This is a genomic window from Nocardia sp. NPDC059229 (assembly GCF_042754165.1).
Taxonomy (GTDB): Bacteria; Actinomycetota; Actinomycetes; order Mycobacteriales; family Mycobacteriaceae; genus Nocardia.
Genome location: NZ_JBHZAK010000002.1, coordinates 142,793 through 158,474, shown reverse-complemented (window position 1 = coordinate 158,474; position 15,682 = coordinate 142,793). Strand labels below are relative to the sequence as shown.

Annotated in this window: 1 protein-coding gene and 1 pseudogene; both read right to left on the bottom strand. The window is 67.6% G+C overall.

All coding sequences use genetic code 11. From position 1 onward, the window contains the following. Positions 1–4: 4 nt before the first annotated feature. Positions 5–9,613, bottom strand: coding sequence for a type I polyketide synthase (locus ACFXHE_RS06945; protein WP_379380667.1), 9,609 nt, complete (start codon positions 9,611–9,613; stop codon positions 5–7). A gap of 11 nt (positions 9,614–9,624) precedes the next feature. Further along, a pseudogene (locus ACFXHE_RS06940) lies at positions 9,625–15,678 on the bottom strand (SDR family NAD(P)-dependent oxidoreductase); the annotation flags it as partial. Positions 15,679–15,682 lie beyond the last annotated feature (4 nt).

The following is a 15,682-nucleotide window of genomic DNA, read 5'->3' as shown; positions in this document are numbered from 1 at the left end:
TTCTTCAGGCGCCCAGTTCCCCGTCGATGAACGCAAATATGTCGTCATTGCTCGCCGTGTCCATCAGTTCCGCCACGGCGACAGCGCCATCGTCGGCGCCGGTTGCTTTGTTCAGGAAGCCGCGCAGGCGGGCGAGGAATTGCCTGCGCGAGGCCTCGTCGGCAATGGCGAGCACGTCCTCGATGCGGTCGAGTTCCGCGTCCACCGACATCTCCGGTCCCGCTGCGGTGAGCTGTGTTTCGAGGAATTCGGCAATAGCCGCCGGGGTCGGATGGTCGAAGACGAGGGTGGCAGGCAGACGCAGTCCGGTAGCCGCACCGAGCCGGTTTCGGATCGATACCGCGCCGATCGAATCCATCCCCAGGTCCTTCAACGCGCGCTTGGGCGCGATCTCGTTCAGGTCGGCGAACCCGAGTGCCACGCCGACCTCTGCCCTGATCACCTCCAGCAGTTGGGCGTAGCGTTCGGGACCCGCGAGCCCGGCCAGCCGTCCTGCGAGGTCGGCTGCTGTAGCCGAATCGCTGGAGTCGACGGACGCCAGTGCGTTCACCACCTCGGGCAGATCAGACAGCAGCGGGCTGGACCGAACAGCGGTGAACACCGGCGCGAATCGAGCCCAATCGACGTCCGCTACCACGATCGACGCCTCGCGGCGACCGACGGCATCCGACATCGCGCGCAGGGCCGATTCGGGGACCATCTCGCCGATTCCACCGCGCCGCAGCCGATCTCGACGCTCGGCCTCGACCGTCTCATCCATGGATCCGGTCATGACATCAGCCCACAGACCCCACGCCACCGCCGTCGCCGCAAGGCCGCGAGCGCTGCGATTTTCGGCAATGAGGTCGAGCTGCGCGTTGGCCGCGCCGAGGGCGGCCTGCTCACCGCTGCCCCATACCCCGGAAATCGAGGAGAACAGCACGAAAGCATCCAATTCCCCGCACAATTCGTCCAGCAGCGTCGCACCCGCGACCTTCGCCGCGACGATCTCCGCGAATTCGGCGGGAGTGGTGTCGACCACGCTCCCGGGCCGCAGCGCACCGGCAGCGTGGATCACGGCCGTCAAGGACGGATCGGCCACCAGGTCCGCCACCGCCTGCCGATCGGTGAGGTCACAGCGCACCACGGTCGCTGGAACACCGAGTTCGCTTGGCAACGTGATGGTTTCATCGGCGGTCAGCACGAGGCGTTCGGCTCCGTGCGCGGCGAGCCAGCGCGCGGTGTGCCATCCCATTCCATCGGTGCCGCCGGTCACCAGCACTGTGCCGTGTGGTGTCCAGCCGGAACCACGCGCATCGTCACCGACCCGGGTCAATCGGCGTGCGAAAACCCCCGAGTCGCGAATCGCGATCTGGTCCTCATCGGCCGGCGCGGCGAGCACCCGCACCAGGCGGGTGAGCTGCCGGACGCTCGCATCGACCGGGATATCGACCAGCCCGCCCCACAGCCCCGGATGTTCGAGTGCCGCAGAGCGTCCCAGACCCCAGACGCGGGCCTGCGCGGGCTCGAGCCGGGGGCTGTCGATGGCGACCGCACCGGAGGTCACCGTCCAGATCGGTCCGGTGATCTCGCTGTCGACCATTGCCTGGATCAGCGGCAACGTCGCATCCGACAGCAACGACAGCACACCGTCCGTGTGCGAGGGCAGAAGTCGTGCCACGTCCTGCCGCCCGGCCGTAGCCGGAACTTCTATCCGAATCGGTTCAGCGCCACCGGCGGCGAGCGCGGCTTCGTAGTGGTCGGCACGCGGATCATCCGGGTTCACCGCCAGTAGCCAGGTCCCGTTCAACCGCGCCGCCTCCGGTTCCGGCAGTGGACGCCAGGTAGCGCGATATCGCCACGACGCGGTCTCCGAACGCTCGTGTCGGCGCGCTCGCCACGCGGTGAGGGCGGGAAGCACCTCGTGTGCTGCAGTCGAATGGTCGTCGAGACCCAGAGCCGCGACGAAGGCGTCGGCGTCGGCCTGCTCGACCACACGCCAGAACTCCGCATCCGCACCATCATTCGAGGAACTTCTCGCCGCTACCGGCATGTCCATCCAGTAGCGGCGGCGCTGGAAGGCGTATGTCGGCAGTTCGGCAGCCGGGACACCGACGAAGGGCACCGTCATGTCGACGCTGACGCCGTGCGCGTATGCCTCCGCCACCGACAGCAGAAACCGGTGCATACCGCCGTCGTCTCGACGCAGGCCGGCGATGATCACCGCGTCCACATCCGAGGACTCCGCGATCTCCGCGATCGGCAGCATCAGCACCGGATGCGGGCTCATCTCCAGGAAGGCTGTGTGGCCGGCCCCGAGCAGCGCGCGCACCGCGGGCTCGAACTGGACTGTCTGCCGCAGATTGCGGCACCAGTAGTCACCGTCGAGCTCGAGCGGGTCGCACGGGGTCGCGGTCACCGTCGAGAAGAACGGGATATCCGCGTCGCGCGGTCGCACAGATTCGAGCACCTGCGACAGCTTTGCCCCGAGCGGCTCCATCTGCGCCGAGTGAGAGGCGTAGTTCACCGGGACATTCCGCGCCCAGATATCATCGGCCGCACAGGATTCGAGGAATTCCTGGAGTGCACCGACCGAACCGGCGACCACGGTCGAGGTCGGCCCGTTCACTGCCGCCACCGACAGCCCGGGCAGCAGTCGCGCCGAGACCTGATCGACCGGCAGCGCCACCGAGGCCATTCCGCCCTCACCGGCGAGGTCACGAATCGCCTGACTGCGCAATGCCACGATCAACGCACCGTCGTCGAGGGTCAGCGCGCCCGCGACGCACGCCGCGGCGATCTCGCCCTGACTGTGTCCGATGACGGCTGCGGGCTCGACGCCGTGGGCACGCCAGAGGGCGGCGAGGGACACCATCACCGCCCACAGCGCCGGTTGCACGACGTCCACACGTTCCTGCAAGGACGAGCTCTCGAGGGCCTCGGTGAGCGACCAGTCGATATAGGGTGTCAGCGCCGATTCGCATTCAGCCATCCGGGCGCGGAACACGTCCGAGTTCTTCATCAACTCCGCGGCCATGCCCACCCATTGCGATCCCTGACCGGGGAAGACGAACACCGGTTTGCCCCGGTCTCGGACTACACCGGTGACCAGGTTGGGAGCCTCTTGGCCGGCAGCAGCGGCCGCGAGACCGGCACGGACTGCGTCACGCTCGGCGCCGACCACTACGGCCCGATATTCCATCTGCTCACGGCGGGTGGCCAGCGCCGCACCGACACTGGCGAGTGCGATCGCAGGATCGTCGAGTACCGTCGTCAGCCGCGCTGCCTGCGCGCTCAACGCAGTGGCGCTGCGAGCCGAAACAACAAAGGGTGCAAGCCTATCCGGTGGCGCTATCTGCTCGGGCTGCGAATAGTGCTCGATGATTGCATGCGCGTTGGTGCCGCTGATCCCGAACGACGACACCGCCGCCCGCCGGGGCCGACCGGTCTGTGGCCATGGGACCGGCTCGGTGAGCAGTGACACCGCACCCGAGGACCAGTCGATATAGGGGCTCGGCGGGGTGGCATGCAGCGTAGGCGGCAGTTCCGCATGCCGCATGGCCATGATCATCTTGATGATTCCGCCGACCCCCGCCGCCGCCTGGCTGTGGCCGATATTCGACTTGAGCGAGCCCAACCACAGTGGTTGCTCTGCCGAGCGGTCCCGGCCATAGGTCTGCAGGATCGCCTGTGCCTCGATCGGGTCACCGAGCGGAGTGCCGGTGCCGTGGGCCTCGACCACGTCGATCTCCCGGGGCTGTAAACCGGCTTGGGACAACGCGGTTTCGATCACGCGTTCCTGGGCAGGGCCGTTCGGTGCCGTCAGCCCGTTGCTCGCACCGTCCTGATTGACGGCAGTGCCCCGGATGACCGCGTAGATCGGGTGCCCATTGCGCTCGGCGTCGGAAAGTCGTTCCAGCAGCAGCATTCCGATGCCCTCGGACCATCCGGTCCCGTCGGCGCTCGCGCCGAATGCCTTGGACCGCCCATCGGGGGCGAGCGCGCGCTGGCGGCTGAACTCCACATACGAGAACGGCGACGACAGTACGGTGACACCGCCGGCGAGGGCCAGGGTGCTTTCTCCGAGCCGCAGTGACTGACAGGCCAGGTGTGTGGCGACCAGGGACGAGGAGCATGCAGTATCGACAGTGACCGCTGGGCCTTCGAGTCCGAAGGTGTAGGCGATGCGCCCCGAATCGACACTGCCCGTGTTGCCTATCCCTACATAGCCTTCCAGCTCCTCCGGTACTTCCGGCGACCGGTAGGCGTACTCGTGATACATCACGCCGGCGAAGACTCCGGTCCGGCTTCCGCGCAGGCTCGACGGGTCGATGCCCGCGCGTTCGAAGGCTTCCCAGGAGGTTTCCAGCAGCAAGCGTTGCTGGGGGTCCATGGCCACGGCTTCCTTCGGCGAGATGCCGAAGAACTCCGCGTCGAAATTCGGTGCATCGTGCAGGAATCCGCCATGGCGCACATAGGATTTGCCCGGCCGGTCCGGGTCCGGGTCGTAGAGCCGATCCAGGTCCCATCCCCGGTCGGTGGGAAATCCGGTGATGGCGTCCGTTCCTGCCGCCACCAGTTCCCACAGTTGCTCAGGGGTACTCACACCGCCCGGATAGCGGCAGCTCATTCCGACGATCGCGATCGCTTCGTTCGACGTCGCGGCGGATCTGGTGGTGGCCGTGATGCGTTCGCGGCCGTCGAGTTCCGCCAGCACATGCGTGGCCAGGTCGAACACGCTCGGATAGTTGAACACCACCGTCGCGGGTAGTCGCAGTCCGGCCGCGTCGTTGAGGCGATTTCGGAGTTCGACGGCGACCAGCGAATCCACGCCGAAGTCCTTGAACCCGCGCCGGATGTCGACCGCGGCCGCGTCGCTGACATCGAGCGTCTCGGCGACGAGCGCACGCACGAGATCGACCACGGCCTGAACACGATCCTGCTCGGGCATTTCCGCCAGCCGGTCGCTGAAGGTGGCGGCCGCGGCTCGAGCCGGTGCGGCGGTACCACGCCGCCGCACCAGACCTCGCAGAAGCGGGGCCGGCTCACCGCGCACTGCCGCAGGATTCAATCGGATGGGTACGGTTCGGGTCGGTCCGGCCGACACCACAGCGTCGAGCAGTCGCAACGCCTCCGCTGCCGGCAACGCCGTCACGCCGGTGCGGGACAACCGCGCGATGTCGGTCGCATCGAGTTCGGCCGCCATCCCGCCGCCCGCCCACGGACCCCACGCCAATGCGGTCGCGGGCAGACCCGTGTCGGCGCGGTGGCCGGCGAGCGCGTCGAGAAAGGTATTGGCGGCCGCGTAGGCGGCCTGGCCCGTGGTGCCGAGCACACCGGCAGCCGAGGAGAACAGCACGAAAGCGGTAAGATCCGAATCTTTGGTCAGTTCATGCAGATTCCAGGCTCCGCGGACCTTCGGTCGCAGCACGTCCGCCAACCGCTGCGGGGTCACGGCAGCGAACACTCCGTCGTCGAGGACACCGGCCGCGTGCACCACCGCGGTCAGTGGATGTTCGGCCGGTACCGCCGCCAGTGCCGAGGCCAATGCGGCGCGGTCGGCCACATCGCATGCGACGACGGTGGCCTCGGCACCGAGGCTGCGAAGTTCGGCCACGAGCTCGGCGTCGTCGCCACGGCGCGATAAGAGCAGTAGATGCCGGAATCCCCACGCCGACACCAGATGTCGTGCGAGTGAGCGACCCAGCGCCCCGGTCGCACCGGTCAACAACGCCGTCCCCGATGCGCCCGTGATTCCTTGCGGTCCGGGCGCGGCCAGCCTTTTCAGTCGAGGCACGGTGAGCACACCGGTACGAACACGGATCTGCTCCTCGCCGGTGGCCAGCGCCGCGGCGACCGCCGAGTCGTCGGCAGGGTCGTCGGCGATCACCAGCACGAGTCGCCCCGGATGCTCGGCCTGCGCGGAACGCACGAGCCCGTGGATCGGGGCGTGGCGCAGGTCGTCGGCAGCGACCACCACCGCGAGGCGAGCGCTGCTGTCCTCGGAAAGCCAGTGCTGAATGCGAACCAGGGTGGCCGAGGTGACCGCTTCCGCCGCTGCGGGAACGTCTCCCTCGCTGGATTCGACGATCAGACGGACAGTTTCCGGAACGGAGTCGAGCGCCGACCCGGCAGGTTCCCATGCCACCTCGTAGAGCGCGTCGCCGATGGGACGCTCACCAGTCGGGAGTTGGGCGTCGGAGAATGGGCGGAACGCGAGCGACTCGACGCCGGCGACCGGTGCCCCGGTGGCATCGGCGAGTGTGATCGACACGGTGTCCGGACCGGTGCTGGTGATCTTCACCCGGGCAGCTTCGGCGCCGGTCGCGTGCAATTCGATTCCGCTCCAGGAGAACGGCAGCCGCAGTCGCGATCCCGGGTCCAGCGCATGCAACGCGGCGTCGAACAGTGCCGGATGGATTCCGAATCGTGCCGCATCCGTCGCTGTTTCCTCGGACAGGCGTACTTCGGCGAAGAACTCCGCGCCCCGGCACCAGGCCGCGGTGAGACCCTGGAACGCGGGACCATAGCGCAGACCGAGCGCGTCGAGTTCCCCGTAACGGTCTGCGATGTCGACCGATTCGGCACCCGCCGGAGGCCAGTCGACGAGCGCGCCGGCGGCCCGCGCGTTCGACCGCCCGAACCTGCCGGAGGCGTGGCGTGTCCACGCCCGGTCGCCGCGTCGCGAATGGATGCCGAAAGTGCCGGACAGTCCGTCGACTTGGACCTGAATCTCGATGGAACCGGTTACCGGCACGGCCAGCGGCGCTTCGATCGTCAACTCCGCCACCGCGTCCCGGTCCGCCGACAGCGCGGCATGGGTAGCGAGTTCGACGAGCGCGGTCGCGGGCAGCAGCGCCGTGCCGAGCACCACATGATCGGCGAGCCACGGGTGGGTCGTCAGCGAAATCTCCCCGCTCAGTACCACATCCTCGCTCCCGGCCAGCGGCATCGCGGCGCCGAGCAGGGGATGCCCCGCGGGCCTCGACGCACTGCCCAGCCAGAAACGCCTGCGTTGAAAGGCATAGGTGGGCAATGGAATCTGCCGGCGCCGGGGGATCACTCGGGTCCAGTCGACGTCGATGCCACGGGCGAACAGCGAACCGAGGGCGACGAGCAACGCCTCGTCCTCGGCCCCGATGCGACGCAAGGTAGGGATGATCGCAGCATCGGCGAGGAACTCCGACGCCATGGCCGACAGCACCGCGTCCGGCCCGACCTCGACGAAGGTCGACACCCCGTGCGCGCGCATCCTGATCACGTCGTCGTGGAAGCGCACCGGCTCTCGCACATGGCGCACCCAGTACTCGACCTCCGACATCGCCTCCGGCAGAGGCAGTTCCGGTACCCGGAACTCCACGCTCTGCGCGACCGCACGGAACTCTGCCAGCATCGGATCCATCAGCGGTGAGTGGAAGGCGTGGCTGACCTTCAACCGCCGACCGTTCCACTGCGCGCCCACGCGCAGCACCGGTTCCTCCGCTCCCGAAATCACCAGCGACCGTGGGCCGTTCACTGCGGCGATGCCCACATCGTCGAGGCCGGCGATCGCCGCGGACACTTCCTCGGCACTCGCACGCACCGATACCATCGCCCCACCGGCGGGCAGTGCCTGCATCAGTCGGCCACGCGCCGCCACCAGCCGGCAGGCGTCCTCCAGCGACCAGAGACCCGCAACGTACGCGGCGGCGAATTCGCCGATCGAGTGACCGCCGACGAAATCCGGGCGAACTCCCAGCGATGTGATCAATCGGAACAACGCGACTTCGAAGGTGAACAACGCGGGCTGCGTCCACTCGGTGTGATCGAGTAGCTCGGTACGCTCGCCGAACATCACATCGGGCAGATCGATGTGGAAGTTCGCTGCTATCTCGTCGAACGCTCGGCGGAAGACCGGGAAGCGCTCGTACAGACCAGAACCCATCCCCGGCCGTTGCGCTCCCTGCCCAGTGAACAGGAACGCCGTGCCGCCTGTGGCTTCCGCGATCTCGCTATCACGGTTGGACAGCCGCTCGAGGCCGACGATCAGATCGTCGTGGTTGTCGGCGACCACGACAGCTCGATGAGAATGCACCGTGCGCGCCGTGACGGCGGAGAACCCGACCTGACCGGGGTCGAGATCCGGGTCGGCCGCTACTCGCGCACGCAACTGGCCGGCCTGTGCGCGCAGCGCCGACGAACTCCGCGCCGATACCACCACCGGCACGGGTCCGACGGAAGCGGGCTCATCGAGTGAATCCTGTTCCGCGGCGGGCGCTTCCTCGAGAATCACGTGGGCGTTGGTGCCACTGACACCGAAGGAGGACACCCCGGCGCGCCGCGGAGTGGTCGAGCGTGGCCAGGGTCGAGCGTTGTGCAGCAGCGCCACGCTCCCGGCGCTCCAATCGACAAAGGGCGACGGCTCGTCCGCGTGCAGCGTCCCGGGCAGCGACTCGTTGTGCAGCGCCATCACCATCTTGATGACTCCGGACATTCCAGCCGCCGCTTGGGCGTGCCCGATGTTCGATTTGACCGAGCCCAGCCACAGCGGCCGGTCCACTGAATGTTCGCGCCCGTAGGTGGCGATCAGTGCCTGGGCCTCGATGGGGTCACCGAGTTTCGTGCCGGTGCCGTGCGCCTCGACCGCGTCGATATCGCCGCCCGTCAACCCCGCGTCGGCCAGCGCCGCCCGGATGACCCGCTGCTGGGCAGGCCCGTTCGGTGCGGTCAAACCGTTGCTGGCACCGTCCTGGTTGACCGCGCTGCCACGCACGACGGCCAGAATCCGGTGCTCTCGCTCGCGTGCATCGGAAAGACGTTCCACCAGAAGCACTCCGGCGCCCTCGGCCCAACCGGTTCCGTCAGCACCCGCGCCGAACGCTTTGCAACGCCCGTCCTTCGACAATCCGCCTTGCTTGCTGAACTCGACGAACAGCCAAGGCGTCGGCATCAGCGTCACACCGGCGACCAGCGCCATATCGCAGTCGCCGGCGCGCAGTGAGCGCGCAGCCAGGTGCAATGCCACCAGCGAGGACGAGCACGCGGTGTCGACGGTCACCGCGGGGCCCTCGAAGCCGAAGGTATAGGCGATGCGGCCGGAGAGCACACTGGCCGATGTGCCGGTCAGCCGGTAGCCGACCACCCCATGGACCGGCTCGTGCAGCAACGGTCCGTAATCCTGACGAGGCCCACCGACGAACACCCCGGTCCTACTGCCGCGCAACGTCAGTGGATCGATCCCCGCCCGTTCGAAGGCTTCCCAGGAATTCTCGAGCAACAGCCGCTGCTGTGGATCCATTGCCAGGGCTTCACGCGCGGAAATCCCGAAGAAGTCGGCGTCGAAGTCCGCCACACCGTCGACGAAACCGCCGAAGCGGGTGTAAGAGGTGCCCTCCCGCTCGGGGTCCGGATCATACAGTCGCTCGAGTTCCCACCCGCGGTCGATCGGGAACTCACTGATCACGTCGCGCCCGTCCGCGATCAGATCCCACAGTTGTTCCGGTGAACGCACTCCACCGGGAAAGCGGCATCCGATGCCGACGATGGCCAGCGGCTCGGCAGCGACAGTGGTGAGCTGCTCATTCTGCCGTCGCAGGCGGTCGGATTCCTTCAACGAAGCGCGCAGCGCCTCAACCAGTTTCGCAGTCTCGGACATCGGGGTCTCTCCTAGGAATCTTGCCCGTTGAGCGCCATGTGAATCAGGCTGTCGGCATCCATGGCATCGATGAATTCGGACTCGCCGGTCACCGGCACAGCGCCCGCGACAATGTCCGGCGCCGCGTCGGGCGCGGCGAAATACTCCGAATGCAGGTGCGCTGCCAGCCTTTCCGGCGTCGGATGATCGAAGATGAGGGTGGCGGGCAGCCTCAGTCCGGTCGCCACACCCAGTCGGTTGCGCAACTCCACCGAGGTCAGGGAATCCAAACCGACAGCGCGGAATTCGGCGGCCACAGAAATCGCCTCCGGTTTTGCATGACCGAGCACGAAAGCCACCTCGGTCCGCACTATGTCGAGGAGCAACCGACCCTGCTCCGCGACAGCAAGCCCCTCGAGCCGATCCGCGAGGGAGCGTTCCGAACTGGCCGACTCGACAGCCGCCGCACGGCGGCGCGTCGGGACGATCAGGTCACGCAAGGCAGGCGGAACCGCTGCCGTGCGTGACGCCGCAAGGTCGAATTTCACCGGCAGCAGTACGGGTTCACCGCGAACCAGGGCCGCATCCAGAAGCTCCATACCCTCCGTGGCACTCAGCGCTTCGATACCGCCGCGCTTGATCCGTGCCAGGTCGGCGGCACTCAAATCACCGGCCATGCTGCCGTCGACATCCCACAGGCCCCACCCGAGCGACAGCGCCGGCAGACCGGCAGCCTGCCGCCATCGCGCGAAGGCGTCGAGGTAGGCGTTGGCGGCGGCGTAATTCGACTGACCGGCCCCACCGAGGGTGCCCGTCACGGACGAATACAGCACGAACGCAGCCAGGTCGAGGTCCCTGGTCAGCTCGTGCAGATGCCGCACCGCATCGATCTTCACGGCGAACACCCGATCGACCTGTTCGGCGGTCAACGCGGTGACGATCCCGTCGTCGAGCACACCTGCGGAGTGCACGACCGCGGTGAGTGGATGCGCCGCCGGCACCGAACCGATCAGTCGCGCTACCGAATCGCGGTCGCTGACATTGCACGCCACAGCGGTGACTTCAGCCCCCAGAGCCCGCAACTCGGCCTCGAACTCGGCGAATCCCCGCGCGTCCGCGCCGCTGCGACTGGCCAGCATCAGGTGCCGCACACCGTGTGCGGACGCCAGATGCCGGGCGGTCAGCTTTCCGAGCGCGCCGGTCGCACCGGTAACGATGACAGTGCCGTTGGGATCGAGTACGCGTGGGATGACCAGCGCGACCTTGCCGACGTGGCGGGCCTGGGACAGGTGCCGGAACGCCGCACCGGCCTCGCGCACATCCCAGGTGCTGATCGGTGGGAGTCGCAGCGTTCCGGCGGCGAACAGCTCGAGCAACTCGGTCAGCATCTGCTGAATCCGATCCAGCCCGGCCTCCATCAGGTCGAAGGCCTGATAGAACACGTCGAAGTCGTCGCCGGCCCGGCGATCGGTCTTGCCCATTTCGATGAAGCGCCCGCCCTGCCGCAGCATGCCGGCGGAGGCGTCGACGTACTCGCGTGCCAGCGAGTTGAGCACCACGTCCACCTTCGGGAAGTGCGTGGCGAAGTCGAGGGTGCGCGAGGATGCCAGATGCTCATCATCGAGCCCGAATTCCCTCAATACGTCCCACTTTCCGTGGCTGGCCGTGCCGTAGACCTCAGCGCCGAGGTGGCGGGCCAACTGGACTGCTGCCAGACCCACTCCCCCTGCGGCGGCGTGGACGAGAACCGACTCCCCAGCACTCGAGCGCCCCAGATCGACGAGCCCGTAATAGGCCGTGAGGAACACAATCGGCACGACTGCCGCCTCGGTGAACGTCCAGTCGTCGGGCATCGGTGCCAGCATCCGGTGGTCGACCACCGCGATCGGACCGAGGGCTCCGGGGATGAGACCCATGACCCGATCACCGACACGCAGCCGACCGACATCGGGCGCGACCTCGGTGACGATGCCCGCACCCTCGCCGCCGAGCACCATCTCGTCGGGGTACATGTCCAGGGCGAAGAGGACGTCACGGAAATTGAGGCCACCGGCCCGGACACTGACGCGCACCTGACCGGGCTGCAGAGCTGCCAGCGCCTGCGGCGCCGGCACCAGTTCGAGGTTCTCCAGCGTGCCACGCACCGGTGCGTCGAGTCTCCATGGCCCTACCGGCGGCACCAGACGGTCTGCGGGGACCCGCCGCAATCGAGGAACGTACGCCGCCCCCGCGCGCAGCACGATCTGTGCTTCGTCCGTAGCCAACACCCGAGCGATGACCTCGGTGGACGCCTCGGCATCGTCGAGATCGATCAATACGAATCGTCCCGGGTTCTCTTCCTCGGCCGACCGTACGAGCCCCCAGATCACCGACACCTCCGGGTCGGCGGACTCCTCACCGATCGCGACCGCGCCGCGCGTCACGATGGCGAGCCGCTGATCGACGGCTTGCTCGTCGGCAAGCCACGTCCGCACGGCTTCATGCGCTTCGGCGAAGTTCTCCCGCGCGGACAACCCGATGACATACAGCAGGGTGTCGTGTTCGGCAGGCTCCGCCGGAAGAGTGATCGGCTGCCAGGTCAACTCGAACAGAGAGTCGTGCGTGACCACCTCGCGCAACCGGCTGGTGTCCAAGGGTCGCACGGTGAGCGCGCCGACCGAGAGCACCGGCGCGCCGGCAGGGTCGACGGCGGTCAGCTGAAAGGAATTCTCGGCGTTGCGAGTTATCCGCACACGCAAGCGATTCGCGCCGAGAGCGTGCAAGCGGACGTCCTGCCACGAGAACGGAACCAGCGTGACTTCCTGATCGGTCTGCAACAGCAGTGCGTGCAATGCCGCGTCCAGCAGGGCCGGATGAATGCCGAACCCCTCTGTGTCGTGGTCGATTCCGACCTCGGCGTAAACGTGTTCACCGAGCTGCCATGCTGCGCGCAACCCGCGAAATCCCGGCCCGTATTCGAGGCCACGGTCCGCCAAGCGCTTGTAGTGTGCCTGTACATCCACCGATTCGGCGCCGACTGGCGGCCAAGCCCAGGCCTCCTCGGTCGCGGCATCCGCGACCGCCAGTGTTCCGGCGGCATGCCTGATCCAACTCGTATCCCGGTCGCCGCGCGAATACACCGTGATCGGAGTGCGGCCCCCGTCGGAGGGGCCGACCCGGACCTGCAGCCGCCGGTCGCCGGACTCGGAAAGCAGCAGCGGCGCTTCGAGAGTCAGTTCCTCGACCAGGTTGCATCCGATCTCGGCCGCCGCCCACAGGGCGAGTTCGGCGAACGCGGCACCGGGCAGAAGAACAGCGCCGGAGACCTTGTGGTCGGCGAGCCACGGCGATTTCCTCGGTCCCAGGGTCCCTATGCCCAGCAGCCCGCCGTCGTCGGCGAGTTCGATGCTCGCCGTGAGCAACGAGTGCACCGAGTTCGTCGCCATGTCATCGGATTCGGCGCTCAGCCAAAATGTCTGCGGCTGGAAGGCGTAGGTCGGCAGCTCGGCCGGAACTTGTTCACCGATCACCGCCGCCCAATCGACACGAGAACCCGTGCTGTGCAATCGCGCCAGGCCACTCAGCAGCGCGGCGACCTCACCGCGGCCGCGGCGCAGAGCAGAGGCCAGTACCGATCCGTGGTCGAAAGGTAGGCAATCGGCTGCCATCGCCGTCAAGATGGCGTCGGGACCCAACTCGAAATACGAGGTCACTCCCGCTTCACTGAGCCAGCGCATCTCCTCGTCGAAGCGCACGGCCTCGCGGACATGGCGGACCCAGTATTCGGGTTCCCACACCTGGCCCGACATGGCGATCGAGGGCCGGGAGTACGACAGTGATTCCGCGACGGTCCGGAATTCCGCCAGCATCGGCTCCATCAGCGGCGAATGAAATGCGTGGCTGACCGCCAAACGCTTTCCCCTCCACAGCTTTCCGACCCTCACGACTGTCGTCTCCACACCGGCGATCACCACGGCCTCCGGCCCGTTCACCGCGGCGATGCCGATGCCGTCCAGCCCGGCGATCGCCTCCGACACCTCCTCGGCGCCGGCGCGCAGCGCCATCATCGCGCCACCTGGCGGCAATGCCTGCATCAGCCGACCACGGGCCTGCACGAGTCGGCAGGCGTCGGCGAGCGACAGGACACCCGCCACATGAGCGGCGGCCAGCTCTCCGATCGAGTGGCCGACCAGGTGATCAGGTTGCAGCCCGAGCGATGTCACCAGTCGGAACAGAGCGACCTCGATCGCGAACAGAGCAGGTTGGGTCCACTCGGTCCGATCGAGCCGACCCTCGGTGTCATCGAAAGCTATTGCCGCGACCGGGCCCTCGAAATGGGCACACACCTCGTCGAAGGCTGCCCGGAAAACCGGAAACGCCGCGTACAGTTCGCGGCCCATACCGGCGCGTTGGCTGCCCTGCCCCGTGAAGAGGAACGCCAGGCCGCCCTGCCGGACAGCAGCTCCGCGAACAACATTGGGAGCTGGTCGACCGGCTGCGACAGCGGTCAGCCCGTCGAGAAGATCGGCCCGATCGCCGGCGACGACCACGGCCCGACACGGATGCGCGGAGCGAGCGGTAGCCAACCCGTAGGCCAACTCGGCAAGGCCGGTCTCAGGGTCGAGCGCGCTCAAACGGGTGGCCTGAGCGGCCAATGCCTCCTCTGTTCTGGCCGAGACCACGAACGGCAGCACCTCGAGCGCCGCCGGTCCCGTCGGGGCTGCGGGCCCGGGCTCCGGAGCGGCCTGCTCGAGAATGACATGTGCGTTGGTGCCGCTGATCCCGAACGACGAGACACCCGCCCGCCGGGGCCTGCCGGTCTCGGGCCATGCCACCGGTTCGGTCAACAGCGACACGGCACCCGATCCCCAGTCGACATGGTGAGTCGGCTTGTCCACGTGCAACGTTCGTGGCAGCACCCCGTGCCGCATGGCGAGCACCATCTTGATGATGCCCGCGACTCCTGCCGCGGCCTGAGTGTGTCCGAGGTTGGATTTCACCGAACCGAGCCACAGCGGCACGTCCTGCTCGCGGTCCTGGCCGTAGGTCGCCATCAGCGCCTGCGCCTCGATGGGATCGCCGAGCGTCGTCCCGGTGCCGTGTGCTTCGACGGCATCGATGTCTCGGGGCGACAGACCGGCATTGGTCAACGCCTGGCGGATCACGCGCTGTTGGGAGGGGCCGTTCGGCGCGGTCAAGCCGTTGCTGGCCCCGTCCTGGTTGAGCGCCGATCCCCGGATGACCGCCAGAATCCGATGGCCGTTGGCTTCGGCATCCGACAACCGTTCCAACACCAGGACTCCGACGCCCTCGGACCAGCCGGTACCATCGGCAGCGTCGGCGAAGGATTTGCAGCGGCCGTCCGCGGAAAGACCGTGTTGCCTGCTGAATTCGATGAAGGTCTCCGGCGTGGACATCACGGTCACCCCGCCCGCCAAAGCCAGAGTGCACTCGCCCTGACGCAGCGACTGCGATGCGAGATGAACCGCGACCAGCGATGACGAGCAGGCCGTGTCCAAAGTGATGGCCGGCCCCTCGAACCCGAAGGTGAATGCGACGCGCCCCGACAGCACACTGCCCGCGCCACCGGTCACTCGCTGGCCCTCGACACCCGCCGGCGGGCGACGGATGCCGGCCGCATAGTCGTGGTACATCAGCCCGGCGAACACCCCGGTCCGGCTGCCCCGCAAAGCGGTGTGATCGATGCCTGCCCGCTCCACAGCTTCCCAGCCGACCTCGAGCAGCAACCGCTGCTGTGGATCCATCGCCAGCGCCTCGCGCGGCGAGATCCCGAAGAATTCGGCATCGAATTGTGTAGCGCCGCTGAGAAATCCGCCCGAGCGGGTATACGACGTGCCGAGCCTGTCCGGATCCGGGTCGTACAGGCGCTCCAGGTCCCAGCCGCGATCGGCGGGGAACCCGTCGATCGCGTCGCGGCCCTCGGCGACGAACTGCCACAGGTCCTCTGGTGATTCGATGCCGCCCGGATAGCGGCAACTCATCCCGATGATCGCGATCGGTTCGCCGGCCCGTTCCTCCAATTCACGAACCCGCTCCGTCGCTCGCTGTGCGTCCGCGATGGCGCGCCGCAGATAGTCTCGGAGTTTGGCT

Bases quoted from the DNA above. Each gene is read 5' to 3' on its own strand.
- ACFXHE_RS06945 (WP_379380667.1), bottom strand. From the start codon at position 9,613: ATGTCCGAGACTGCGAAACTGGTTGAGGCGCTGCGCGCTTCGTTGAAG.